The organism is Cupriavidus sp. H18C1 (assembly GCF_049311595.1).
GTDB classification, from domain to species: Bacteria; Pseudomonadota; Gammaproteobacteria; order Burkholderiales; family Burkholderiaceae; genus Cupriavidus; species Cupriavidus cauae.
In genome coordinates this window covers 1,542,978-1,566,882 of sequence record NZ_CP186008.1, presented here as the reverse complement: position 1 = coordinate 1,566,882, position 23,905 = coordinate 1,542,978, and the positions used below count along the sequence as shown (strand labels likewise).

Here is a 23,905-nt window from a genome sequence, read left to right as displayed (position 1 = left end):
TGGTCGGATCCGCGGCCGAAGTGCCCGCGTGGGCCTCCGGGGGAATGGGCGGCTTGCGCCCACGTCGTGCCGATGCCGGCGGACGTCAGGACCGCGGCAGCAAGAATCGTTGTTGTTCGCTTATGCATGGAATCTCTATCCGGTTGACGGTCAGGCCACTATCACTTCACGGAACATGCCCGCGTCCATATGCAGCATCAGATGGCAATGCCATGCCCATCGTCCCAATGCGTCCGCGGTAACCAGGAAGCTGATGCGCTGGGCCGGCTGAACGGGAATCGTGTGGCGCCGGGCCTGGAAGGATCCATCTGGCGACTCCAGTTCGCTCCACATGCCGTGCAGGTGCATCGGATGCGTCATCATCGTGTCGTTGTGGAGGATCACGCGCAGGCGCTCGCCATACTTGAAATAGACCGGTGTCGACTTGCCGAACTCCACACCGTCAAACGACCAGGTATAGCGCTCCATATTGCCGGTCAGGTGCAGCTCGACCTCGCGTCCAGGGCCCCGCTTGTCCAACGGACCACCGATGGTGTGCTGGTCAGCCAGCGTCAGCACACGACGACCGTTGTTGCGCAGGCCAATGCCGGGATCGTCCAGGTTGGTGCGCGCCATGTCCACGCGCATATCGGTGCTGGCCCCGTACTCGGTTCTGGCGTGCCGCGCCTTGGTGCTGGGAACCTTCAGCGAATTGCCGGCGGCCATGGTGGCCATGTTGTGCTGGCTATGGTCCATCGCCATTGCGGTGCCCGCCATGCCCTGCATGCTCATGCCACCATGGTTCATGCCTTGCATGCTGCCGTGGTCCATGGCACCCATCATGTCCGCCATCGTCAGCCATTCGGCCTTGTCGAGCGCGGGCACCGGCGCGGTCAGACCTTCACGAACAGCCAGCGTGCCTCGGGCATAGCCGGTCCTGTCCATGGATTGGGAGAAAATCGTGTAGGCCTCATCTCGGGGTTCGACGACGACGTCATAGGTTTCCCCGGGACCGAACCGGAACTCATCGACGGTCACCGGTTCCAGGTTCTGCCCGTCGGCCTGTATCACCTTCAGCTTCAGCCCAGGGATGCGCACGTCATAGAACGTGTTGCCCGTGCCATTGATGAAGCGCAGCCTGACCTTCTCACCTGGCCGGAACATGCCCGTCCAGTTGCCGGCTGGCGTGACACCATTGGTTAGATACGTCAGCGTGGCGCCCGACAGATCGGCCAGATCCGTCGGATTCATCCGCATCTCGTTCCACATCTTCCGCTTGGCCAGCGCGCTTTTCATGCCGTCGTTGGCGACGTCGCGGAAGAAGTCGATGACGGTCGGCTGATTGAAGTTGTAGTAGTCGCTCTGGACCTTGAGCTTCGACAGGACCCGCATCGGATCTTCATCGGTCCAGTCGGACAGCAGGATCGTATAGTCGCGGTCTGCTTGAACGGCGTCGTAGCCGGAAGCCGGGTCGATCACGATGCCGCCATACACGCCCGTCATCTCCTGGAATCCCGAATGCGAGTGGTACCAGTAGCTGCCGGTCTGGTCGACCTTGAAGCGATAGGTGAACGTTTCGCCCGGCGCAATGCCGGGAAAGCTGATCCCCGGCACGCCGTCCATTTCGAACGGCAGGATGATCCCGTGCCAATGGATCGACGTTGGCTCGCGCAGCCGATTCGTGACGCGGATGGTGACGGTGTCGCCCTGACGCCACCGCAGCGTCGGGCCGGGCAGCATCCCGTTGATCGTGGTCGCCACGCGCGGCGTGCCGGTGAAGTTGACCACCGATTCGCCGATGACTAGGTCGAATTCGGTGCCGCGCAGCACGGGGGCGGTGCCGGACAGCGTCTGGGCGGGGCGTTCAGTCGCCTGGGCCCAAACGGTTCCCCCAAGACCCGACAATCCCGCCATGACACCCCCCTGCGGCCAGGCCTTGAACGAAGCGGCGGCGCGTTGGGTTGTGCAGCACAATACCGGCCGGTCGATCACGTCGCATGAATAGTCCCTTTTTTGCTTGAATGGCCGCATAGAAGTCGGCATGCAGAGAGTAACGAGCAGGAGGCTACCGTCAACTTACCTGCACATTACATTCCGGTAATGTTGAGGTCACCCGCAAGTCGTCTCGCTAGACTAGCCGCACCGAGGCTCCCTTCCGGGGGCCGCTAGCCAATCCAATCGGACGCTCTAAATGAAACTGCTGGTGGTGGAGGACGAATCCAAGACAGGCGACTACCTTCGCCAGGGACTGACCGAAGCCGGCTTCGTCGTCGACCTGGTCGGCAACGGGCTCGATGGGCAGCACCTGGCGCTCAACGAATCGTATGACCTGATCATTCTCGACGTGATGTTGCCGGACCTGGATGGCTGGCACATATTGCAGTCCATCCGTGCCGCGGAGAATGCCGTCCCTGTCTTGTTCCTGACCGCGCGTGACAGCGTGACAGACCGCGTCAAGGGGCTGGAACTGGGTGCAGACGACTATCTTGTCAAGCCGTTCGCCTTCTCGGAGTTGCTCGCTCGGGTCCGCACGCTGTTGCGCCGGGGATCTGTGCTGGCCATTGACCGCATCCAGGTCGCTGATCTGGTCCTGGATTTGGGACGCAGGCGCGCATCCCGTGCCGGTCGCCGCATCCCGCTGACCAGCAAGGAGTTTGCACTGCTCGAACTGCTCGCGCGCAGGCGTGGCGAGGTCTTGCCGCGCTCTCTGATCGCCTCGCAGGTGTGGGACATGAATTTCGACAGTGACAGCAATGTGATCGACGTGGCCATTCGTCGCCTGAGGGCCAAGATCGACGACGACTTCGAACCAAAACTGATCCAGACAGTGCGCGGGATGGGATACGTACTGGAAGCGCCAGAGGGAACGGAATGAGGCGACGGCTTTCGCTGACGATGCGGTTGACGCTGCTGTTCTCGCTGTCGTCAGCGGCGGTGCTGCTGGGTCTCGGTGTATTGATCTGGCTGGCCATGGACCGCCACTTTGCCAACGAGGACTACGTCATCCTCGGTGACAACATCCGCTTGATTCAGAAGATCACGCAGGAACGACCGACAGCACAGCTGCCCGCGCGCTTGGCCGAGATGGTGGAGCACCACCCCGGGTTCGTTGCGCACGTCCAAACCGCGCAAGGCCAGCTCGTCTATGCGACCAAGGGATACGACTTCGCGCCGACCTTGGCCGCCATCGCCCGGCTGAAGCCGAACGAAGACACCCTGGTGTGGCAGCAGAACGGGAAACAGTACCGCGGCATGCGAGCGCTGGCGAAAATGTCGGACCCGGCAGCGGCGCCATTGCGCGTCGTCGTGGGCATGGACACGGACATTCATGCGCATTTCATGCAGGCATTCCGGCAATCGCTGGCGTTCTATACCGCGCTGGCGGCGCTCGCCAGCGGCTTGTTCGGGTGGTGGGCGGCAAGGCGTGGCCTGGCGCCCTTACGGATGATGGCCTCACGCGCGAGCGGCGTGACCTCGAACAAGCTGGATGCACGCATGCCGGTGGAGGCAGTCCCAGTCGAAATGGCGGATTTGGCCGCCACTTTGAATGCCATGCTGGAGCGGTTGCAGGACGATTTCCGGCGGTTATCCGAGTTTTCGTCGGATCTGGCACACGAGCTGCGCACGCCGATCACCAACCTGATGACGCAGACGCATGTCGTGCTATCGCAACCACGGGATGCAGAGAAATACCGGGAGGTTCTGGCGTCCAACGCCGAGGAACTGCAACGCCTTGGCCGCATGGTTTCCGACATGCTCTATCTGGCAAAGATGGAGCACGGCATCACGCTGCCCAGCGAAGAGGAGATCAACGTCAGCGACGAAGTACGTGCGCTGTTCGATTTCTACGATGCGCTGGCGGAGGACAAGAGGGTGCATCTGCGGCTTGAAGGTCAGGCGCGGATCTTCGGTGATCGTCTGATGCTGCGCAGGGCGCTGAGTAACCTGCTTTCCAACGCGCTGCGCTATACGCCGGAGGGAAAGGCCATCCTGGTCAAGACGAAGGAACAGGCCGGTGCCGCAACGATCGTCGTGGAGAACGAGGGCAAGGGAAATCAGTGCGGACCTGTTGCCCTCGATCTTCGACCGGTTCTTTCGCGCCGACAAGTCCCGCAACCGGGCCGATTCCGACAGTGTTGGGCTTGGCTTGTCGATTACGCAGGCCATCATGTCGGCGCACGGAGGTCGAATTTCCGTGGAGTCGTCGGCGGGAAGGACCCGGTTTATCTTGACGTTCCCACGTCTCGCCAAGTAAATGCGGTGCTTCCGCGCCGGTCGACTCTTTACTGCTGCAGCGGACGCTCGCCGCGGAACGGCTGATAGTCGACGATGCCGAAGCGAGTTTCCAGCAGCTCGCGCATTTCGTCGATACCAGATGTCTGCTCATGCCACATCAACTTGCAGAGGCGTATCAGATTCTGATGGAGGCGATCTGCGCCGGTGATGCAAGCGTTCATCGGCTGCAGCAGCGAAAAGTGATGGCGGCTGAAGGTTTCAAGGAAAGCGCGATCAAAGCTCGCGCCGGGTTGGGCCTGCTCCAGAGCAGTAAGCATCTGTTGCGCATCCTCTCTGATGCGGGGCTCGTGGGCAACGCCATACCAATCACGCAGCAACATCTGCAGGTGCATGATCTGCTCTCTTTGCGCGCGATTCTCCATCCGGGCCATGGATTTGATTTCATCGAGAGCGGCCTTGGCAGGCGTAGCCGAAAATCCCGGCGTGGGCGACGTCCCTTCGTTTGATGAAAGATGTCCGCTGCGTTGCGGATCTGTGCCGGCGGCCAGCTCGGTCATCCTGAGCGCTGAAAAATGATGGTCAATGACCAACCGCATCAGACGAACCTCGAAGCCGGCAGTGTGGCCTCTGCCTGGCTGGGCGGCATAAGTAGCTGGCAAGACAAGCATGGCCATCAGGCCGGTCGTCATGAGATGTCGGACTGTCCGGGGCATCCACCGACAGGCCCTTGTCGACAGCGGCGATGGAAAGACGCGAGCAGGGTCGCATGTAGCAGTCAACTGCATGTTGAGCTCCCAAGGTTGGGCGGGGTTGCGATAGACCGGCGGAACACACGACTTCGCCGATGGGAATAATCAGCGACTCGGACGGCGCAACAGACGTGCCAGAGGTAGAACGTTTCAGGGGGCTGTCAGATTCGTAATGGGCCAGTAATCTGAACGTGGGGAAAGCACTCTTGCGTATCGCGATGTCGACTTGCCGCTGCGTTGCGCATCGGCTTCCTGAGAGTGTGGCCGCCAGCCAGAATTGCCATATTGCAAGAAATGCATTACGTCCGCTCGTCCCGGACGCCGTGTCGGGATTCGCAATCTGAGGTGGTCTGGGCTAGCAATGAAGATCGGTGTTGCGATGCCATGTGGACCCCAGTTGACTCTGGAGCGAGCCGAGGTACTCGTGGATTTTTGCGATGGCCAGCCCGCCGTCCTGGAAACGGGACAGGATGGCAATGCGCCGATGATGATGCGAATGATGGGCGGCGGCAATCGCCTGCGTGGTGAACGCCAGGCGATCATCAGGTTCGAGCTTCGGGGAACAGGCACGCGCAGCGCTCAGCAGCCCGACAAGCTCGTGACGCACCAGCGCCAGTCCGTGTCGAACGCCTTTGGTCGGCGGCGCATTGCCATCACCATGGGCATGCGTGGGATGAGAGGGGGCACGGAATGGGAGTGTTCGGCGTCAATGGCCGCCCGTTCGACATGGAGCGAATCGATGCAGAAATCAGGCGCGGCGACACAGAAGTCTGGCAGGTGTACCCAGAGATGATGGCACACCCGTTCCATATCCACTGTGTTCACTTCGAAGTTCTCAGCCGAAACGGTTCACCGCCGGGTGTTCGCGATAAACATGGTCGAGAACTCCGTCGAACTGCTTGTTCGGTTTTGCCATACCGCGGTAACGGCCCCGTACATGTACAACTGCCATATTCTCGAGCACGAAGATAACGGGAGGATGGGACAGTTCATCGTTCGCTGATCGGGTCCACATCACGTCCCCATGCCGCGGGCACTGTAAGGCACTTTCTACCGTTTGCACGTGCTCTCGCGCCCCGCACCTGGCAAATGCGTCGACGTCGACTTGCAAGCCTACCCCGACCCCGCTCGTATTCAGATTTACGTCGCCAGGCCAGCTTGCTTGCGTCGCTTTTCCGTGGCGTTCTTGTTCTCATCGATCAACGTCAGCGCCGCCGCAAGCTGTTCCACGTCGGCAAGAAACTCCTCTGGTCCTGGCAGTGCCGGTGGCGCCTCGGCGCCGCCTTCGTGCGTGAAGTTCGAGCACCGCGTCATGCCGTTGTATACAGCAGCGGCTTCCGGATCGCCGACGGAAACGCACCGTAGCTTCGAGGTCTCAATGGAACGTCTGAAGCGCTTCACGGTGCCTGCGAACAGATGCTCCTCGATGAGCAGCTCCCAGGTGTCTCGCATCCTTCGGTAGCCGTTGCGCACCATGTCGTTGTAGAGTTCATGGTTGTGCTGCTCTTCCAGTGCTTTCCTTGCTCGTTGAGCGTGGTCTCGAAGCTCATTGATTCTCGCGCTAAGCTTCTTTCCTTCGAAGGGCAGGCCGTCGCCGCAGAACCCTTTTTTCGCGCCCGCCGAGAAGACGTGACGATCCACGTGGGCAACGCCGTGCTTATCGGCGAAGTCCTTTAATGTCCAGGCAAAGGCTAGGTCGTGCGTAAACACAATGATCTGGCGCTTCTTGCCTTCGAGAACAAGGCGCTTCGCGATTCTCTCGCGACGCACATGGTCCAGGGACGACACGGGGTCGTCAAAGATAAGGCCCGACTTGCCGGGCTCAATGCCGATCTCCGCCAGGAACAGAGCCATGGCGATGACTCGCTGCTCGCCCTCACTGAGGATATCTGAGACCTTCGCGCGTGCGTGCTGTGGTGCGGTACGGAGCCTGAGCTGTTGCATGCGGGCACCTTTTTTGCCCCGTCATCTCTAGGATGACATCTAGCCCGCCGAGGCCGAGATTCGCAAGCTCTTGCGTAAAGGCTGAGCGAAGTTCCTCCGTGACATGCGCTTCGTATAACTCGGTCGTCTTGCCAGTGATAGAGCGAGTACTACATCCTTTTATGGCCTCGCCAAATGCATGATCGCGCCTGTGCCACTCTATTGCTTCTAGCACCTTGGGGAGAAGCCCCGCAAGCTTCGTCCTAGCATCCAGATCGGCAAGCACCTTGCTCTTTTGCTCGCGCTCCTCGGGCGTCATCGCCTTCATAAGCTGCCCAGCCTCGTTAACATACCTGCCGTGCAATTCCTTTATGGTTGGTACCGGGGACGCAGGCAGCGGTTCCAGACGATCCAATTTTCGGTTCGGCGCCATTGCGACCACCCTCGCCTGACGAGCCTTCAGAGCGGTTGTGTATTCATCGATGGCGGCTGCCAATGTCGGTTCGCTTTCGTGGAGTTCGTCCAAGAACGCGCGATCAGATGGAAATGTGTCGAAGTTGAGTGATGAAATCGCTCGATACAGCTTCTTGGTGAGCTCGCGGGCCTCTGTGGCTTTTTCTGCGCATCGGCCTCCAGAAACGCAACGAAGGACTTCAGCCTTTCCGTAGCTTCGTCGGCAAGCGGCTGCTGGCAGAGCACGCAGTACGCGTCGCGGTCTGGTCCCGGAAATTCGTGTCCCGGGTACGCAACCTCTGTTGCATACTTCATCGCGCTGCGTAGCAAGGTCTCCCATAGCACAGTACCAGTCCCGACGACTTTTGCGCCCTGAGCCTGAAGCGTATCTGCTGCCAGCTTCGATGCAGCCTCTGCCGCAGCCATGGCAACGAAGGCAGCCGCTAGCTGGCCGATGGCCTCATCCAAAAGAGGGGCCTCCAAGGCTGCGAGCTCATTGCACAGGGTGTCAACGCGCGTTGCTTTGCGGCGGACGACTGCGGCGAGCTTGATCGGGTCTTCGTCTCCGAAAAGCTTGCTGAGCACGTTTCGCTCTGCCTCCTCTTCTTCCGACAACACGGCGAGTTTCTTAAATGCCTCCGGATCGCTTTTTCTTCCGAGTTGTGCGTGCAGCCGACCAACGACGGTCGAACCTGCGAGCGGTGAAAGTTGGGTCTGATCGAAGGTATTTGCGGTTCTGTCGGCTTCAATCAGACGCTGGACGGCGCCGAAAGCATCGGAGAGTCCGTGAAGAATCTCCATGCCGTTGGGCACGAACAGGACCTTTGCCTGGTTGTCCACAAACACGCGTGCACAGTGGGCATCGAAGACGGACATCTGCGAAAGCGGGGCCGGCGGAACAGTTCCGACCGTCCACTTCTGCGACTGAGCTGCCTGTCCCTCGCTCCAGTCAAAGATTGCGCTGGTGGGCGCCGGACCCTTCAACTCAACATATACATCAGGAAGGAGGTCCTCGACGTTGCGTGCGCGACAGGCCTTTTTTAATATCCTTGCGTAGCCTGACTTCCCTGCGCCGTTGTGGCCATACACGATGGTCAGTCCCGCCGCCTGAAACGTCAACGCTTGCCCGGGATCAATCGCATTCAGGTACTCGGGCGAGCGCAGCGCGATCAAGCTGACGTCCGCGCCGGCGTGAGCATCCACAGGTAATGTCCTCGGGTCAAGCCGTACCGCGACGCGGCCCTCAGGGTCGGGCAACCCGTGCGCGGACTTTGCTAGGGCAGCCAAGTCCTGCAGGTCCTTAGAAGTCAGATTGCCGGCAATAAGCCGCCGCACTGCGTCATCGACCCACGCCGGCTGCTCTGCAGCCCAAGCCGCAATCTTCTGAATTATTTGCATCGGCCCGTCCCTGTTTCTTATTAGGACTCAATGTTGCCACAGGCGGAGGACTGACGACTTGGAGATCCATATCGAGCGCGAATTCGCCTATCCCCTTACGCCACGATTGCAAAGCTCCTAGATCGCGGGACAAATCCTACGAAACGACACTTTCGACTCAAGGGAGCCGTCTCCGCCGACGCCCATCTATCGTACACGGACGTATGAAGCAGGGAGCCATACGACCTAACTCCTTAACCATTGACGCTTGTCACAAAAGCCGAGACGAACTGGAAGCGCGCCGGGAAGTCGGCCTGCCGGCCCGCACGCGAGATGGTGATGCGGCCGGATTCGAGCGGCTCGCGCAGGACCTCCAGCACGCGCCGGTCGAACTCGGGCAACTCGTCGAGGAACAGCACGCCGTGATGCGCCAGCGAGATCTCGCCCGGGCGCGGATCGCCCCCCACCGCCGACCATCGCGGCCGCCGAGGCGGTATGGTGCGGCGCCCGGAACGGCCGGCGGCCCCAGCGATCGGTCTGGAAGCCGGCGCCGGTCAGGCTCAGCACCGCGGCGGATTCGAGCGCCTCCTGCAGCGTCATCGGCGGCAGCAGCCCCGGAAAGCGCTGCGCCAGCATCGACTTGCCGGTGCCGGGCGGGCCGATCAGCAGGGCCGAGTGCTGCCCGGCCGCCGCGACCTCCATCGCGCGGCGCGCCTGCCCCTGGCCGCGCACGTCGCGCATGTCCGGCATGCCCGCGGACGAGCCATCGACGGGCGCCGCCGTCACGGGCCTGGCCCGCGCCAGCGGCGGGCCGGTGCGGGCCACGTGCGCGCAGACCTCGGGCAGCGAAGCGGCCGCCAGCACGGTGACCGACTCGACCAGCGCGGCCTCGGCGCCGTTGCCGGCCGCGACCACGAAGGCGCGTGCCGGTCCGCCGGTTGTGTTGCCCGCCAAGCCGCACTCTGTGCCGCCCGCTGAGCCACCCGCCAAGCCGCCCGCTGTGCCACTCGCCAGGCCGCTCGCGGACCCGCGCACCGTGCCATTCGCCAAGCCGCTCGCCGAGCCGCGCACCGTGCCGCGCACCGTGCCGCCCACCGTGCCGCCCACCGTGCCGCCCACCGCGCCGGCCTGCTCGCGCGCCAGCCCCATCGCCATCGCCAGTGCGCCGCGCACCGGCCGCAGCGCGCCCGACAGCGACAGCTCCGCGGCGAACTCGTAGCCGTCCAGCGCCGCGGCCGGGATCTGCCCGCTGGCCGCCAGGATGCCCAGCGCGATCGCCAGGTCGAAGCGGCCCGATTCCTTGGGCAGATCGGCCGGCGCGAGGTTGACCGTGATGCGGCGGTTCGGGAATTCGAAGCCGCAGTTCAGGATCGCGGCGCGCACGCGCTCGCGGCTCTCGCGCACCTCGGTTTCGGCCAGCCCGACGATGGCGAAGGCCGGCAGGCCGTTGGCCAGATGGATTTCGACCGAGACCGGCGGTGCGTCGATGCCGGTCAGGGCGCGGCTGCGCAGGACGGCGAGGTGCATGGGGGTGGCCAGGGGAAAGAGGAAGAGGTGGAGGAAGGGTGGACGAGGGTGGTGGGCCAGGGTGACGGACGAATGCGGTGGACGAATGCGGTAGACGAATGCGGTAGACGAAGGCGGTGGAGGGCCGTGGAGGAAGGCGGTGGAAGGGCGATCCGGCATGTCACCGATTTATTAACGCCGCCGTAAACGCAGAAGGCCGCCAGTTGCCCGGCGGCCTTCGCAGGAAATGGGGTCTGGCGCGTTCAGCCAGCCAGCCCGGGGTTTGTCGGCCCGGTGCCCGGCTCGGGCGTGGTCGAGCCCGGTACCGAGGTGGCCGACGCCGTGGTGCCGGCGCCGGCGGTGCCGACCGTGGCCGGTCCCACCCCGGCTGCGCCCGCCATGCCGGCGCGCCGCTCCAGGTCCGCGACTCGCATTTCCAGTTCCTCGAGCCGCGCGCGCGTGCGCGCCAGCACCTGCGACTGCACGTCGAATTCCTCGCGCGTGACCAGATCGAGCTTGGCAAAGCCCTGGGTCATCATGCTGCGGACGTTCTTCTCGATGTCCTTGGCGGGCGAATTGCGCAGGACCTCGCTGACCTTGCTCTGCAGGTCGTTGAAGAGATCGGTGGGTTTCATCGTTTCTCCTTCTGCACCGTGGGGGTGCATCGATCGGGGGCGGCGGGGGCGGCCGGATGGGCGCATCTGCACGTTATCGGTGCAGCGCGCGCTCGTGGCGACGGCCGGCACCAGCCGGTGGCATGGGCGGATTATGGCCCGTGAAGCGCGCGGGGAAAAGCGGCTTCCACCGGCCGGACACAGCATTTAACCCGGCGCGGCCCGCCCGGCCCCGTGTTGCGGGCGTTTCGAAGACAGATGAAAACCGGCTTTTCATCCGCGCTGCCCGCGCGCTGCGAAGGCAGCCGACGCGCGAGCGCGCGACGGCGGACCCTGGCATGGCAGTTGCAGTATCCGTCATGACAGAGAAGTCCCGAGCCCAAGGAAAAGGAGAAGAAATCCATGAAGACGCTGGCCCTCGCCATCGGCGCGCTGACGCTGTGCGGTTCCGCCACCACCGCGCTGGCGCAGAGCGCGCCCGCGACCGCCGAAGCGGCCTCGCCGCATACGTTCACGGCGAACGTGACGCTGGCCTCCGAATACCGCTACCGCGGGATCATGCAGACCAATCGCCGGCCGGCGATCCAGGGCGGCTTCGACTACAGCCATGCGAGCGGCTTCTATGCGGGCAACTGGAACTCGAGCATCAGCTGGCTGAACGACAGCAACGACGAGGTGTCGGCCCCGATCGAGATGGACTTCTACGCCGGCTTCAAGAACACCTTCGGCGACGGCAAGTGGAATTACGACGTCGGCGTGCTGCAGTACTACTACCCCGGCGACTATCCGGCCAACTTCACCCGCCCGTACACCACGGAGCTGTACGCGGGCATCGGCTACGGCCCGGTGTTCCTCAAGTATTCGTACGCGCCGACCAACCTGTTCGGCTTCTACGACAGCAAGAACAGCTGGTACGTCGACCTGTCGGCCAACGTGCCGCTCGAGTTCTGGGGCCTGACGCTGAACGCGCACGTCGGCTACCAGAAGGTGCAGAACGTGTCGGACGCCTCGTACACCGACTGGAAGCTCGGCCTGACCAAGGACCTGGGCAACGGCTTCTCGGCCGCGGTCTCGTATATCGACACCAATGCCAAGCGCGGCGTCTACACCAACACCTCGGGCCGCTACATGGGCAAGGCCACGGTGGTTGCCACGCTCACCAAGACTTTCTAAATCACGGTCAGCACGAGCGGGCCCCACGCGCAACGGGGCCGCGCTCTCAGGAGAACACGGATGAAACTGATCATCGCCGTCATCAAGCCGTTCAAGCTCGACGAAGTGCGTGAAGCGCTGTCGGACGTGGGCGTGTCCGGCATCACCGTCACCGAGGTCAAGGGCTTCGGCCGGCAGAAGGGCCATACCGAGCTGTACCGCGGCGCCGAATACATCGTCGACTTCCTGCCCAAGGTCAAGATCGAGGTGGCGGTGCCCGACGACGTGGTCGACCGCGCCATCGAGGCGATCGAGAAGTCGGCCCGCACCGGCAAGATCGGCGACGGCAAGATCTTCGTCGCACCGATCGAGCAGGTCATCCGGATCCGTACCGGGGAGACCGGCGGCGACGCCCTGTAACGGCACGCCGGACGCAAACACACACGCGATACAAGCCACAAGCGCGACAAAAGCGACAAGAGGGTATTCAGATGACTAGCTGGTTCAAACGATTCCTGACGGCCGGCGCGATGGCGCTGGCCTTGGGCACCGCAGGCATGGCGCTGTCGGGCCCGGCCGCGGCCCAGGACAAGCCCGCCGCCGAGGCTTCGGCCGCCGCCACGGCGCCTGCCGCCCCGGCCGCTGCGCCTGCCGCCGCAGCGGCCCCGGCCCCGGCCGCGGAAGCCGCGGCGCCCGCCGCCGCGCCGACCCCCAACAAGGGCGACGTGGCCTGGCTGCTGATGTGCACGGCCTTCGTGATCCTGATGACGCTGCCGGGCCTGGCGCTGTTCTACGGCGGCCTGGTCCGCTCGAAGAACATGCTGTCGGTGCTGATGCAGTGCCTGGTGATCTTCTCGCTGGTCGCGCTGCTGTGGGCCATCTACGGCTACAGCTTCGCCTTCACCGAGGGCAACGCCTTCTTCGGCGGCACCGACCGGCTGTTCATGAAGGGCCTGACGCCGGAAGCGGTGACGGCCACCTTCAGCAAGGGCGTGGTGATTCCGGAGCTGGGCTTCTTCGCCTTCCAGTGCGCGTTCGCGGCGATCACCTGCAGCCTGATCATCGGCGCCTTCGCCGAGCGGGCCCGCTTCTCCGCGGTGCTGGTGTTCATCGTGCTGTGGTTCACCTTCGCCTATATCCCGATGGCGCATATGGTCTGGTTCTGGCCTGGCCCGGACGCCTACACCGACGCCGCGGCCGCCGAAGCGGCGACCGCCAAGGCCGGCTGGTTGTTCCAGAAGGGCGCGCTCGACTACGCCGGCGGTACCGTCGTGCATATCAACGCCGCCGTGGCGGGCCTGGTCGGTGCCTACATGTTCGGCAAGCGGATCGGCTTCGGCCGCGAGGCGCTGCGCCCGCACAGCCTGACCTTCACCATGGTCGGCGCCTCGCTGCTGTGGTTCGGCTGGTTCGGCTTCAACGCCGGCTCGGGCCTGGAAGCGAGCGGCGGCGCGGCGCTGGCCTTCGTCAACACGCTGCTGGCGACCTGCGCCGCGGTGCTGGCGTGGACCTTCGGCGAGTGGATCACCAAGGGCAAGCCCTCGATGCTGGGCGGCGCGTCCGGCGCGGTGGCCGGCCTGGTGGCGATCACCCCGGCCGCCGGCTTTGTCGGCCCGATGGGCTCGATCGTGATGGGCCTGGTGGCCGGCCTGCTGTGCCTGTGGGGCGTGACCGGCCTGAAGCGGCTGCTGGGCGCGGATGACTCGCTCGACGTGTTCGGCGTGCATGGCGTCGGCGGCATCGCCGGGGCGATCCTGACCGGCGTGTTCGCGGCGCCGAGCCTGGGCGGCGTGGGCATCTACGACTACGTCGCCAACAAGGTGGCGGACAACTATTCGATCGCGAGCCAGGTCTGGGTGCAGACCGAGGGCGTGCTGACCACCGTGGTGTGGTCGGCGGTGGTGGCCTTCGTCGCCTTCAAGCTGGTGGACCTCTTGATCGGCCTGCGCGTGCCCGAGGACGAGGAGCGCGAAGGCCTGGACATCACCTCGCACGGCGAGACTGCCTACGAGGCCTGATGCCAACGAAACATGCGGTGCGGGGACCCACGGCTTGCCGCCCCCCGCATCGCCCACGGTGTTGTGCTGGAGAGCTGATTGGGAATCTTCTCTCAGGAGTTTTGCCCGGCCGCGTGCCGGGCTTTTTTATTGGGAAGCGGCCCGCAAAGCCAGCACTGGCGCGGCTTCCCGGCAGGTTGGCAAGCAATGTTCGCCATCCGCTTAAATCCGAATTCAATATCGTTCATTTGTGTTAAGGACAGCACCCGCATAGAGTGCAGGTGAGGCAGTTTCCTCCACCTGCAGAACGCTCCCCGTATCTGTCAGGCCACTTGAAACGCGGCGAAGCCGCGTTTTTTTTGCCCTCGCGACGGCGCTCCCCGCGCTCTTTGAAATCCGCGACCCATCCCCATATTGTTAGCCCAAGGCGGAAACGATCGGACATTTTCCCGTTCCGCCGGCATTGGCATGCCATCTGCATGCAATTGGCCGTTCCTCTACAATCGGGGCGGACGATAAAGACGATCAATAGGATGGATATGGTCCCGCACCTCATCACCGCGCTGAACGGCCCGCTGCTCGAACTGGAAAAGAAGATATTGGACGCGACGCCGTCCATCGAGCGGTGGTTCCGTCTGGAATGGCAGGAGCATACCCCTCCGTTCTACTGTTCGGTCGATCTGCGCAATGCCGGCTTCAAGCTGGCCCCGGTCGATACCAACCTGTTCCCCGGCGGTTTCAACAATCTGGCTCCCGAAATGCTGCCGCTGGCGGTGCAGGCGGCGATGGCGGCGATCGAGAAGATCTGTCCGGACGCCAAGAACCTGCTGCTGATCCCCGAGCGCCATACCCGAAATATGTTCTATCTGCAGAACGTGGCGCGGCTGTCGCTGATCATGCGCCAGGCGGGGCTCAATGTCCGGCTGGGCTCGCTGTCCGAGGACATCACCGAACCGACCCCGATCGAACTGCCCGACGGCCAGACGCTGGTGGTCGAGCCGCTGACCCGGCTGGGCACCAAGGACCGCCGGCTGGGGCTCAAGGACTTCGATCCCTGTTCGATCCTGCTGAACAACGACCTGTCGGCCGGCGTGCCGCCGATCCTCGAGAACATCAACGAGCAGTACGTGCTGCCGCCCCTGCATGCGGGCTGGTCGACGCGGCGCAAGTCCTCGCATTTCTCGGCCTACGACGAGGTCGCCAAGAAGTTCGCCAAGCTGATCGATATCGACCAGTGGATGATCAACCCGTATTTCGCCAAGGTCGGCGGCATCGACTTCCATGAGCGGGTCGGCGAGGACGCGCTGGCCGACGCGGTCGAGGGCGTGCTCAAGAAGATCGCCAAGAAGTACCGCGAATACGGCATCAAGGAAACGCCGTACGTGGTGGTCAAGGCCGATGCCGGCACCTACGGCATGGGCGTGATGACGGTGCGCGATCCGGCCGAGGTCAAGGGGCTGAACCGCAAGGAACGCAACAAGATGAGCGTCGTCAAGGAAGGCCTCGAGGTCAACGACGTGATCATCCAGGAAGGCGTGCATACCTTCGAGAAGGTCAACGAGGCGGTGGCCGAGCCGGTGGTCTACATGATCGACCGGTACGTGGTCGGCGGCTTCTACCGCGTCCATACCGGCCGCGGCGTCGACGAGAACCTGAACGCGCCGGGCATGCATTTCGTGCCGCTGGCGTTCGCGCCCAACAGCATTCCGGACACGCATGCCAAGCCGGGCGCGGCGGTGCCGAACCGGTTCTACATGTATGGCGTGGTGGCGCGGCTCGCGCTGCTGGCAGCCTCGCTGGAACTGGAAAAGACCGACCCCAACCCGATCCTGTAACGGGGCAACGGGCACGACCACGACCACGACCGACAACGGGCACGACAACCGGAACTCGCCAGCATGCGCATTCTGTTCATTACCGATCCGCTCGAGACCTTCAAGACCTACAAGGACTCCACCTACGCGATGATGGTCGAGGCCGCCTCGCGCGGCCACGAGCTGTTCTTCTGCCTGCAGTCGCAGCTGTCGCTGGTCGGCGGCGCGGTGGAGGCGGTCGCGCAGCGGCTGCATCTGCTGGAGGCCGAGCAGGGCAACGATGACGGTCACGATCACGCCCATGACCACGGCCATGGCCACGCCGCCTGGTTCCGCCTCGATGCCCCGGCCGCGATGCCGGTGCCGGCCTTCGACGCGGTGCTGATGCGCAAGGACCCGCCGTTCGACATGGAGTACGTGACCAGCACCTGGCTGCTGGAGCTGGCCGAGTCGCAGGGCGCCAACGTCTTCAACAAGCCGCAGGCGATCCGCGACCATTCCGAGAAGGTGGCGATCGCGCAGTTCCCGCAGTTCATCACGCCGACGCTGGTTACCCGCGATGCAGCCCGCATCCGTGCCTTCCATGCCGAGCATCGCGACATCATCGTCAAGCCGCTGGACGGCATGGGCGGCATGGGCGTGTTCCGCGTCGGCGCGGACGGCATGAACCTGGGCGCGATCATCGAGACGCTCGGGGCGAACGGCGCGCGCACGCTGATGGCGCAGCGCTATATCCCCGCGATCAAGGACGGCGACAAGCGCATCCTGCTGATCGGCGGCGAGCCGGTGCCGTACTCGCTGGCGCGCGTGCCGATGGCCGGCGAGGTGCGCGGCAACCTGGCGGCGGGCGGCACCGGCCGCGCGCAGCCGCTGTCCGAACGCGACCGCGAGATCGCGCAGACGCTGGCGCCGGTGCTGTGGCAGCGCGGCCTGCTGCTGGTGGGGCTCGACGCGATCGGGGGACTACCTGACCGAGGTCAACGTGACCAGCCCGACCTGCTTCCAGGAGATCATGCAGCAGACCGGTTTCCCGGTGGCCGGCATGTTCATCGACGCGCTCGAGCGGGCGGTCGCGGCGCGGGCGGCCGCGAAGGGCGCCTGAGGACAGGCGACGGCGCGCGCTGCGCGCGACGTCGCCGTTACCCCGCCTGCTACAATCGCGGCAATCCACAGGATTCACCATCATGGCAGGCATTCTGATCATCGCGCACGCGCCGCTCGCTTCCGCGCTGCGGGACTGCGCCGCGCATGTCTATTGCGGCGAGCCCAAGCGGCTCGAGGCGATCGACGTCGCTCCCGATGCGGAGCCCGCGGCCGTGCTGGCCGAGGCGCGCCGGTGCCTGGCCTCGGTGATCGAAGACAATGGGGCGCTGGTGCTGACCGACATCTTCGGCGCCACCCCCGCCAATATCGCCGCCCGGCTCGCCGAGCCGGGCCGGATCAAGGTGCTCGCCGGCGTCAATCTGCCGATGCTCGTGCGGGCGATCTGCTACCGCTCCGAAAAGCTGGACCAGCTCGCCACCAAGGCGCTCGCCGGCGGCTCGCAAGGCGTGCTGCAGATCGGCTCGACCACCGTACAGAACCAGATCGCCAATCACCCCGACAAGTATGCTGCAGAGGGACATCACCATCATCAATAAGCTCGGGCTGCATGCCCGCGCCTCCGCCAAGCTCACGCAACTGGCGGGCAGTTTTGTCAGCCAGGTCAGGATGTCGCGCAACGGGCGCCAGGTCGACGCCAAGAGCATCATGGGTGTGATGATGCTGGCCGCGGGCATCGGCTCGACGGTCACGATCGAAACCGAGGGACCCGACGAGCAGGAGGCGATGGACGCGCTGACCGCGCTGATCGCCAACCGCTTCGGCGAGGGGAGAGTGAGGGCGCAGGCCCTGTCCGGATTTCATCAACGTTCCTGAACGGAGCGGTTCATGCCATTCGCCCTGCACGGCATCCCAGTCTCGCGCGGCGTTGCGATCGGGCGCGCCCACCTGCTGGCGCCGGCCGCGCTCGACGTGTCCCATTACCTGGTCGACGAAGACCGGCTCGAGGACGAGGTGCTGCGGCTGCGCAACGCGCGGACCGCGGTGCGGGCCGAACTGGCGGCGCTCAAGCGCGACCTGCCGCGCGATGCGCCCGAGGAGATGGGCGCCTTCCTCGACGTGCACGCGATGATCCTCGACGACGAGATGCTGTCGCGCGAGGCCGAGACGCTGATCCGCGAACGCCGCTACAACGCCGAATGGGCGCTGACGACGCGGCTCGAGGACCTGATGCGGCAGTTCGACGAGATCGAGGACGAATACCTGCGCGAGCGCAAGGCCGACATCGAGCAGGTGGTCGAGCGGATCCTGAAGGTGCTGGCCGGTGCCCCGGTGCTGACGCCGGCGCCGGTGCCCGCGGTCGCGGCCGACGGCCAGCCCGCCCCCGGCGTGATCGTGGTCGCCCACGACATCTCGCCGGCCGACATGCTGCAGTTCCGCCATACCGTGTTCCACGGCTTCGTCACCGACCTGGGCGGGCGCACCTCGCATACGGCGATCGTCGCGCGCAGCCTGGACATTCCGGCCGCGGTCGGCGTGCAGAACGCGAGCGAGCTGATCCGCCAGGACGACTGGATCATCATCGACGGCGATGCCGGGCTGGTGATCGTCGATCCGACGCCGATCATCCTCGAGGAATACCGCCACCGGCAGAGCGAGCGGGCGCTCGAGAACAAGCGGCTGCAGCGGCTGCGGCATACGCCCGCGGTCACGCTGGACGGCATCGAGATCGACCTGCTGGCCAATATCGAGATGGCCGAGGACGCCTCCGCCGCGCTGGCGGCCGGCGCGGTCGGCGTGGGCCTGTTCCGCTCCGAATTCCTGTTCATGAACCGGCGCGGCGAACTGCCCGGCGAGGACGAGCAGTTCGAGGCCTACCGCCGCGCGGTCGAGGCGATGCGCGGGCTGCCGGTCACCATCCGCACCATCGACATCGGCGCCGACAAGCCGCTGCTGGACTTCCGCGACGGGCGCGACGGCCGTGCCGAGGAATACGAGACCGCGCTCAATCCCGCGCTGGGTTTGCGCGCGATCCGCTGGTCGCTGTCGGAGCCGGCGATGTTCCTGACCCAATTGCGCGCGCTGCTGCGCGCCTCCGCCTTCGGGCCGGTGCAGCTGCTGTTCCCGATGCTTGCGCATGCGCGCGAGATCGACCAGACGCTGGAACTGGTGGCGCGCGCCAAGCACGAGCTCGATCAGCGTGGGGTCGCCTACGACCCCAACCTGAAGGTCGGCGCGATGATCGAGATCCCGGCCGCGGTGCTGCTGCTGCCGCTGTTCCTGCGGCGCATGGACTTCCTGTCGATCGGCACCAACGACCTGATCCAGTACACGCTGGCGATCGACCGCGCCGACAATGCCGTCGCGCATCTGTACGACCCGCTGCATCCCGCCGTGCTGCAGCTGATCGCGCGCACCATCCGCGAGGCGAATCACGCCGGCGTGCCGGTCGCCGTCTGCGGCGAGATGGCGGGCGACCCGGCGATGACCCGGCTGCTGCTCGGCATGGGCCTGCGCGAGTTCTCGATGCACCCGGCCCAGCTGCTGCGCGTCAAGCAGGAGATCCTGCATGCGGACTGCGCCCGGCTGGAGGGCTTGGTCGAGCAGGTGCTGTGCGCCTACGAGCCGGAAGAGGCCGCGGCCGCGTTGGCACGACTGTCACAACCCTGAAACTTGCGGGGTTATAGCGGGGCTCCCTTGCGCCGTTAAAGTGCCGCATTCGGCTCTTCTAATCCAGTAACGTGACGCCCTAACCCCTTGATTTGCAAGGAAAGTGATCGCAATCCCCTATGTTGTTTCTGTTTCTTAATGGGAATTGTTATCATTTTTGATCTCTGTTATTCTGCTTCCAACAGTCAGGACATGCCGGTGTCCGCGCTGCCCCAAGGAGGCTTTGTGTACGTCTGCATCTGCAACCAGGTAACCGATCGCGAGATCCATGGCGCCGTCCAGCTGGGCGTGTCGACGCTCGACGAGCTGGCCGAAACGCTCGGCGTCGGCACTTGCTGCGGCCGCTGCCGCGATTGCGCGCAGCAGGTTCTTGCCGAGGGCGTTGCAGCGTCCTGCCACAGCGCTTCCGCCACGGTGACGGCCCAGACCGTTCACGTCGTCCAGTTTTCCTCCTGTTCCTCGTCGGGACCGCGTGCCATAATGGACACACGGGACCCGGCAGTCGCGAACGACCAGCAAACCGAGCTGGTTGCCTGAACACGCCTCCCGATCGCAGACCGGCGATCGGCGCGTGTCTTCGTCGTTTTTCTCTGACTGCACGCGGCGCAACCAGCGCCGCGTCGCGTTTTTGCGGGCCCGTAGCAACAGGAGCCCCCCGATGAAAGGTGACAAGAAGGTCATCCAGTATCTGAATGCGCAGCTCACCAACGAGCTGACCGCGGTCAACCAGTATTTCCTGCACGCCCGTATGTATCGCCACTGGGGCCTCAAAAAGCTCGGCGACGTCGAGTACAAGGAATCGATCGGCGAGATGAAGCATGCCGACCGGCTGATCGACCGCATTCTGATGCTCGACGGACTGCCCAACCTGCAGGACCTGCACAAGCTGCTGATCGGCGAAGACACGCCCGAGATGCTCAAGTGCGACCTGAAGCTGGAGCAGACCGCTCACGTGACGGTCAAGGAAGGCATCGCCTACTGTGAATCGGTCGGCGACTATGTCAGCCGCGAGATTCTGGTCGACATCCTGACCGATACCGAAGAGCACATCGAGTATCTGGAAACGCAGCTGGACCTGATCGACAAGGTCGGCCTGCAGAACTATCTGCAATCGCAGATGGAGCCGGGCGAGCAGTAAAGCCCGGCCGCGGCAGGACCCGCAAGGCCCCGTAACGCCAGTTTCCGGGCCAGGCGGTCGTCAGCGGCGCCTCACCGAGCCGCCCGCCGCCGCGCGTTTCGCAGCTTGAATCCCTCTCATTCCCATTCGGTTTCTCATCTCCGGTCCCATCTACCGGTCCGATTTCCATCTCCAGCGCTGCCGCCCCCTCCGCGGTCCGATTTCCCAGAGAGGACATCCCCATGCCGGAACCCATCCGATTGACGCAATACAGCCACGGCGCCGGCTGCGGCTGCAAGATTTCGCCGCAGGTGCTCGACGTGATCCTGGCCGGCAGCGGGCCGCAGCATCTGGACCCGCGGCTGTGGGTCGGCAACGCCTCGCGCGACGACGCGGCGGTCTACGCGATCGACGGCACCGAGGACGGCCGCGCGCTGGTCTCGACCACCGACTTCTTCATGCCGGTGGTCGACGATCCCTTCGACTTCGGCCGCATCGCGGCGACCAATGCGATCAGCGACGTCTATGCGATGGGCGGCGACCCGCTGCTCGCCATCGCGATCCTGGGCTGGCCGGTCAATGTGCTGCCGCCCGAGGTCGCGCGCGAAGTGGTGGCCGGCGGGCGGCGCGCCTGCGACGAGGCCGGCATCGCGCTGGCGGGCGGGCATTCGATCGATGCGCCCGAGCCCATCTTCGGCCTGGCCGTGACCGGCATGGTCGAGCGCGCGCATCTGAAGCGCAACGACACCGCGCGCGCCGGTTGCCGGCTGTATCTGACCAAGCCGCTGGGCATCGGCGTGCTGACCACCGCCGGCAAGCAAGGCAAGCTGCGCGACGAACACAGCCGCCTGGCGACCGACTGGATGTGCCGGCTGAACCGTCCCGGCAGCCGCTTCGGCCGGCTCGAGGCGGTGCGCGCGATGACCGACGTGACCGGCTTCGGCCTGCTCGGCCATCTGGTCGAAATGGCGGACGGCAGCGGGCTGACCGCGCGGCTGGACCACGCCGCGGTGCCGCTGCTGCCGGGCGTGCGCGATTACGTCGCGGCCGGCTGCGTGCCCGGCGGCACCCAGCGCAACTTCGCCAGCTACGGACACCGGATCGCCGGCGCCGACGGCGAACTCGGTGCGGAACAGCGGGCGGTGCTGTGCGACCCGCAGACCAGCGGGGGGCTGCTGGTCGCGGTCGAGCCCGCGGGCGAACAGGAATTCCTGGCCGTGGCGGCCGAATGCGGCCTGGCGCTCGAATGCATCGGCGAGATGACCGAGCGCGCCGATCACGCCGTGGTGGTGTGCTGATGGACCGCATGCCCGGACCTTCGCTCACGGCAAGACCGGACAGCGCCGACTATCGGGCGCTGCTGCTGTCCGGCGTGCCGATGCTGGACGTGCGCGCGCCGGCCGAGTTCGCGCGCGGCGCCTTTCCGGGCGCGGTCAATCTGCCGTTGATGGACGACGACGAGCGCCACCAGGTCGGCTGCCGCTACAAGGAGGAAGGCCAGCAGGCGGCGATCGCGCTCGGCCATGCGCTCGTCAGCGGCGAGCGCAAGGCGATGCGGGTGGCCGCCTGGGCCGAGTTCGCGCGGCAACATCCCGACGGCTATCTGTACTGCTTCCGCGGCGGCCTGCGCTCGCAGATCTCGCAGCAGTGGCTGCGCGAGGCCGGCATCGAGTATCCGCGCGTCACCGGCGGCTACAAGGCGATGCGGACCTTCCTGATCGAAACGCTGGACGCCGCCGTCACGGAATGCGACTGGCTGGTGCTCGGCGGCCTGACGGGCAGCGGCAAGACCGCGCTGCTGGCCGAGCTCGACAGCGGGGTCGATCTGGAAGGCCATGCCGCGCATCGGGGCTCCAGCTTCGGCCGGCGCGCGCGTCCCCAGCCAACGCAGATCGACTTCGAGAACGGGCTGGCCATCGATCTGCTGCGGCGGCGCGCGGCCGGCGCCGGCACGCTGGTGGTGGAAGACGAGGGCCGCTTGATCGGCAGCCGCGACGTGCCGCCGCGGCTGTACGCCCGCATGCAGGCGAGTCCGCTGGTGTGGCTGGACGAACCGTTCGAGGCGCGCGTCGAACGCGTGCTGCACGACTATGTGGTGGATCTGGCGGCGGAATATGTCGCCGCGCATGGGCCGGACAAGGGCTTCGATGCCTTCTCGGAACGGATGCGCGACGCGCTGGCCGGCATCGCGCGCCGGCTCGGCGGCCAGCGCTACGAGCGCCTGGCCGCGCTGCTCGCCCATGCGCTGCAACGCCAGGCGCAGAGCGGCGAGGTCGACGAGCACCGCGTCTGGATCGCGGTGCTGCTGCGCCATTACTACGACCCGATGTACGACTACCAGCGCGAGGCGAGGGAGAGCCGCATCGTGTTTCGCGGCGATCGGCAGGCAGTGCGCGAATATCTGCGCAATCAGGCGACCGTACAGCGGCAGATTGCTCGCTGAACAACGGAGCCGGCCGGCCGGTGGGTTTTTCCCCGCCGCGGGCGGGAGAGGAGTAGGGGGAGAGGGCGGGACCGCGGCGCCTTCAATGCCCGCCGCAAACCTCGCAGTCGGGCGTGCGCGCCAGCGCCATCGTGGTCCATTCCATGCGGAACGCATCGACCATCAGCAGCCGCCCGGCCAGGGTCTCGCCCACGTCGGCGATCAGCTTCAGCGCCTCGGCGGCCTGCACGGTGCCGACCATGCCGACCAGCGGCGCGAACACGCCCATGGTCGCGCAGGCGGCCTCCGGCGCGTTCTCCGATGGCGGGAACAGGCAGGCGTAGCACGGCGCATCGTCGCGCCGGCGATCGAACACGCTGATCTGCCCGTCGAAGCGCAGCGCGGCGCCGGAGACCAGCGGCACGCGATGCGCGACGCAGGCGCGGTTGACCGCATGGCGCGTGGCGAAGTTGTCGCAGCAGTCCAGCACCACGTCGGCGTCGCGCACCAGCACATCCAGTTCGCTGTCGCCGACGCGCGCCGGCACCAGCCGCACATCGATCTCGGGATTGATCCGCAGCATGCCCTCGCGCGCCGACTCGACCTTGGGCCGGCCGACGTTGGCGGTGGTATGCAGGATCTGGCGTTGCAGATTGGTCAGGTCGACGTCGTCGTTGTCGACCACGACGATGGTGCCGACGCCGGCCGAGGCCAGGTAGGGGAGCGCCGCGGCGCCCAGGCCGCCGGCGCCGATCACCAGCGCGCGGCCGGCCAGCAGCCGGCCCTGGCCTTCGATGCCCAGTTCATCGAGCAGGATGTGCCGCGAGTAGCGCAGCAGTTGGTCGTCGTTCATCG

General features: G+C 65.2%; 21 protein-coding genes and 4 pseudogenes. 16 read left to right on the top strand and 9 right to left on the bottom strand.

Going from position 1 to position 23,905, the window contains the following annotated elements; translation table 11 throughout:
• Positions 1-150 precede the first annotated feature (150 nt).
• Positions 151-1,978, bottom strand: a pseudogene (locus OJJOAM_RS07380) (copper resistance system multicopper oxidase).
• Positions 1,979-2,170: 192 nt separating this feature from the next.
• Here OJJOAM_RS07380 and OJJOAM_RS07375 point away from each other — a divergent pair.
• Together OJJOAM_RS07375 and OJJOAM_RS07370 are read left to right on the top strand one after the other, a co-directional pair.
• Complete coding sequence (locus OJJOAM_RS07375; protein ID WP_265633191.1) at positions 2,171-2,854, top strand: heavy metal response regulator transcription factor; 684 nt, start codon at positions 2,171-2,173, stop codon at positions 2,852-2,854.
• A pseudogene (locus OJJOAM_RS07370) lies at positions 2,851-4,234 on the top strand (heavy metal sensor histidine kinase). The gene OJJOAM_RS07375 and the pseudogene OJJOAM_RS07370 overlap by 4 nt, the downstream one beginning before the upstream one ends.
• Positions 4,235-4,262: 28 nt before the next feature.
• Here OJJOAM_RS07370 and OJJOAM_RS07365 read toward each other — a convergent pair.
• Both OJJOAM_RS07365 and OJJOAM_RS07360 read right to left on the bottom strand, forming a co-directional pair.
• Positions 4,263-4,904: a DUF305 domain-containing protein gene (locus OJJOAM_RS07365; RefSeq protein ID WP_422649363.1), complete on the bottom strand. Its 642-nt coding sequence runs from the start codon at positions 4,902-4,904 to the stop codon at positions 4,263-4,265.
• A 415-nt stretch (positions 4,905-5,319) separates the two neighbouring features.
• Positions 5,320-5,571: a hypothetical protein gene (locus tag OJJOAM_RS07360; protein ID WP_422649362.1), complete on the bottom strand. Its 252-nt coding sequence runs from the start codon at positions 5,569-5,571 to the stop codon at positions 5,320-5,322.
• An 83-nt stretch (positions 5,572-5,654) separates the two neighbouring features.
• On the opposite strand from OJJOAM_RS07360, the pseudogene OJJOAM_RS07355 reads away from it, so the two are divergent.
• Positions 5,655-5,759 (top strand): annotated as a pseudogene (locus OJJOAM_RS07355) (hypothetical protein); the annotation flags it as partial.
• 79 nt (positions 5,760-5,838) lie between these two features.
• Entirely contained in the window at positions 5,839-5,967 is a 129-nt protein-coding gene (locus tag OJJOAM_RS07350; RefSeq protein ID WP_422649361.1) for a multicopper oxidase domain-containing protein, read from the top strand.
• A 137-nt stretch (positions 5,968-6,104) separates the two neighbouring features.
• Here OJJOAM_RS07350 and OJJOAM_RS07345 read toward each other — a convergent pair whose 3' ends face one another.
• The 5 genes and pseudogenes from OJJOAM_RS07345 to OJJOAM_RS07325 form a co-directional block, all read right to left on the bottom strand.
• Positions 6,105-6,818 carry a hypothetical protein gene (locus tag OJJOAM_RS07345; RefSeq protein WP_422649360.1) on the bottom strand — a complete coding sequence of 238 codons (714 nt, stop codon included), beginning with the start codon at positions 6,816-6,818 and terminating at the stop codon, positions 6,105-6,107.
• Positions 6,819-6,840: 22 nt separating this feature from the next.
• Positions 6,841-7,413 (bottom strand): hypothetical protein, encoded by a 573-nt coding sequence (locus OJJOAM_RS07340; protein WP_422649359.1) that lies wholly within the window; start codon positions 7,411-7,413, stop codon positions 6,841-6,843.
• Complete coding sequence (locus tag OJJOAM_RS07335; RefSeq protein ID WP_422649358.1) at positions 7,347-8,738, bottom strand: hypothetical protein; 1,392 nt, start codon at positions 8,736-8,738, stop codon at positions 7,347-7,349. Before OJJOAM_RS07335 ends, OJJOAM_RS07340 begins: the two co-directional genes overlap by 67 nt.
• A 225-nt stretch (positions 8,739-8,963) precedes the next feature.
• Positions 8,964-10,244: a YifB family Mg chelatase-like AAA ATPase gene (locus tag OJJOAM_RS07330; protein ID WP_422649357.1), complete on the bottom strand. Its 1,281-nt coding sequence runs from the start codon at positions 10,242-10,244 to the stop codon at positions 8,964-8,966.
• A gap of 365 nt (positions 10,245-10,609) precedes the next feature.
• Positions 10,610-10,858 (bottom strand): annotated as a pseudogene (locus tag OJJOAM_RS07325) (accessory factor UbiK family protein); the annotation flags it as partial.
• Positions 10,859-11,239: 381 nt separating this feature from the next.
• On the opposite strand from OJJOAM_RS07325, the gene OJJOAM_RS07320 reads away from it, so the two are divergent.
• The 12 genes from OJJOAM_RS07320 to mnmH all read left to right on the top strand — a co-directional run bounded on the left by OJJOAM_RS07320 (position 11,240) and on the right by mnmH (position 23,071).
• On the top strand, positions 11,240-12,010 hold the full coding sequence (locus tag OJJOAM_RS07320; RefSeq protein ID WP_422649356.1) for a TorF family putative porin: 771 nt from the start codon (positions 11,240-11,242) through the stop codon (positions 12,008-12,010).
• Positions 12,011-12,070: 60 nt separating this feature from the next.
• Positions 12,071-12,409, top strand: coding sequence for a P-II family nitrogen regulator (locus OJJOAM_RS07315; RefSeq protein WP_006159494.1), 339 nt, complete (start codon positions 12,071-12,073; stop codon positions 12,407-12,409).
• A 71-nt stretch (positions 12,410-12,480) separates the two neighbouring features.
• Complete coding sequence (amt, locus tag OJJOAM_RS07310) at positions 12,481-14,007, top strand: ammonium transporter (protein ID WP_422649355.1); 1,527 nt, start codon at positions 12,481-12,483, stop codon at positions 14,005-14,007.
• Positions 14,008-14,525: 518 nt separating this feature from the next.
• Positions 14,526-15,821 (top strand): glutamate--cysteine ligase, encoded by a 1,296-nt coding sequence (gshA, locus tag OJJOAM_RS07305; protein ID WP_149317153.1) that lies wholly within the window; start codon positions 14,526-14,528, stop codon positions 15,819-15,821.
• 63 nt (positions 15,822-15,884) lie between these two features.
• The gene (gshB, locus tag OJJOAM_RS07300) at positions 15,885-17,000 is read left to right on the top strand and encodes a glutathione synthase (protein WP_422649354.1); all 1,116 of its coding nucleotides are present in this window, start codon (positions 15,885-15,887) and stop codon (positions 16,998-17,000) included.
• Positions 16,985-17,440 (top strand): PTS sugar transporter subunit IIA, encoded by a 456-nt coding sequence (locus tag OJJOAM_RS07295; protein WP_149317151.1) that lies wholly within the window; start codon positions 16,985-16,987, stop codon positions 17,438-17,440. The genes gshB and OJJOAM_RS07295 overlap by 16 nt, the downstream gene beginning before the upstream one ends.
• On the top strand, positions 17,409-17,717 hold the full coding sequence (locus tag OJJOAM_RS07290) for an HPr family phosphocarrier protein (RefSeq protein ID WP_422649353.1): 309 nt from the start codon (positions 17,409-17,411) through the stop codon (positions 17,715-17,717). The genes OJJOAM_RS07295 and OJJOAM_RS07290 overlap by 32 nt, the downstream gene beginning before the upstream one ends.
• A gap of 12 nt (positions 17,718-17,729) precedes the next feature.
• Complete coding sequence (gene ptsP / locus OJJOAM_RS07285) at positions 17,730-19,511, top strand: phosphoenolpyruvate--protein phosphotransferase (protein WP_422649352.1); 1,782 nt, start codon at positions 17,730-17,732, stop codon at positions 19,509-19,511.
• 192 nt (positions 19,512-19,703) lie between these two features.
• Complete coding sequence (locus OJJOAM_RS07280; RefSeq protein WP_422649351.1) at positions 19,704-20,048, top strand: (2Fe-2S)-binding protein; 345 nt, start codon at positions 19,704-19,706, stop codon at positions 20,046-20,048.
• Between the two features lie 121 nt (positions 20,049-20,169).
• Entirely contained in the window at positions 20,170-20,649 is a 480-nt protein-coding gene (gene bfr / locus OJJOAM_RS07275) for a bacterioferritin (protein WP_006579203.1), read from the top strand.
• A gap of 221 nt (positions 20,650-20,870) precedes the next feature.
• Complete coding sequence (gene selD, locus OJJOAM_RS07270; RefSeq protein ID WP_422649350.1) at positions 20,871-21,926, top strand: selenide, water dikinase SelD; 1,056 nt, start codon at positions 20,871-20,873, stop codon at positions 21,924-21,926.
• Complete coding sequence (gene mnmH / locus OJJOAM_RS07265; RefSeq protein ID WP_422649349.1) at positions 21,926-23,071, top strand: tRNA 2-selenouridine(34) synthase MnmH; 1,146 nt, start codon at positions 21,926-21,928, stop codon at positions 23,069-23,071. Before selD ends, mnmH begins: the two co-directional genes overlap by 1 nt.
• Before the next feature lie 82 nt (positions 23,072-23,153).
• Here mnmH and OJJOAM_RS07260 read toward each other — a convergent pair whose 3' ends face one another.
• On the bottom strand, positions 23,154-23,903 hold the full coding sequence (locus OJJOAM_RS07260) for a HesA/MoeB/ThiF family protein (RefSeq protein WP_422649348.1): 750 nt from the start codon (positions 23,901-23,903) through the stop codon (positions 23,154-23,156).
• Positions 23,904-23,905: the final 2 nt, after the last annotated feature.

Excerpts from the sequence above, each read along its gene's own strand:
- OJJOAM_RS07375 (WP_265633191.1), top strand. The coding sequence starts at position 2,171 with ATGAAACTGCTGGTGGTGGAGGACGAATCCAAGACAGGCGACTACCTT.
- OJJOAM_RS07365 (WP_422649363.1), bottom strand. The coding sequence starts at position 4,904 with ATGACGACCGGCCTGATGGCCATGCTTGTCTTGCCAGCTACTTATGCC.
- OJJOAM_RS07350 (WP_422649361.1), top strand. The coding sequence starts at position 5,839 with ATGGTCGAGAACTCCGTCGAACTGCTTGTTCGGTTTTGCCATACCGCG.
- OJJOAM_RS07345 (WP_422649360.1), bottom strand. The coding sequence starts at position 6,818 with ATGGCTCTGTTCCTGGCGGAGATCGGCATTGAGCCCGGCAAGTCGGGC.
- OJJOAM_RS07335 (WP_422649358.1), bottom strand. The coding sequence starts at position 8,738 with ATGCAAATAATTCAGAAGATTGCGGCTTGGGCTGCAGAGCAGCCGGCG.
- OJJOAM_RS07330 (WP_422649357.1), bottom strand. The coding sequence starts at position 10,244 with ATGCACCTCGCCGTCCTGCGCAGCCGCGCCCTGACCGGCATCGACGCA.
- OJJOAM_RS07320 (WP_422649356.1), top strand. The coding sequence starts at position 11,240 with ATGAAGACGCTGGCCCTCGCCATCGGCGCGCTGACGCTGTGCGGTTCC.
- OJJOAM_RS07315 (WP_006159494.1), top strand. The coding sequence starts at position 12,071 with ATGAAACTGATCATCGCCGTCATCAAGCCGTTCAAGCTCGACGAAGTG.
- amt (WP_422649355.1), top strand. The coding sequence starts at position 12,481 with ATGACTAGCTGGTTCAAACGATTCCTGACGGCCGGCGCGATGGCGCTG.
- gshA (WP_149317153.1), top strand. The coding sequence starts at position 14,526 with ATGGTCCCGCACCTCATCACCGCGCTGAACGGCCCGCTGCTCGAACTG.
- gshB (WP_422649354.1), top strand. The coding sequence starts at position 15,885 with ATGCGCATTCTGTTCATTACCGATCCGCTCGAGACCTTCAAGACCTAC.
- OJJOAM_RS07295 (WP_149317151.1), top strand. The coding sequence starts at position 16,985 with ATGGCAGGCATTCTGATCATCGCGCACGCGCCGCTCGCTTCCGCGCTG.
- OJJOAM_RS07290 (WP_422649353.1), top strand. The coding sequence starts at position 17,409 with ATGCTGCAGAGGGACATCACCATCATCAATAAGCTCGGGCTGCATGCC.
- ptsP (WP_422649352.1), top strand. The coding sequence starts at position 17,730 with ATGCCATTCGCCCTGCACGGCATCCCAGTCTCGCGCGGCGTTGCGATC.
- OJJOAM_RS07280 (WP_422649351.1), top strand. The coding sequence starts at position 19,704 with ATGCCGGTGTCCGCGCTGCCCCAAGGAGGCTTTGTGTACGTCTGCATC.
- bfr (WP_006579203.1), top strand. The coding sequence starts at position 20,170 with ATGAAAGGTGACAAGAAGGTCATCCAGTATCTGAATGCGCAGCTCACC.
- selD (WP_422649350.1), top strand. The coding sequence starts at position 20,871 with ATGCCGGAACCCATCCGATTGACGCAATACAGCCACGGCGCCGGCTGC.
- mnmH (WP_422649349.1), top strand. The coding sequence starts at position 21,926 with ATGGACCGCATGCCCGGACCTTCGCTCACGGCAAGACCGGACAGCGCC.
- OJJOAM_RS07260 (WP_422649348.1), bottom strand. The coding sequence starts at position 23,903 with ATGAACGACGACCAACTGCTGCGCTACTCGCGGCACATCCTGCTCGAT.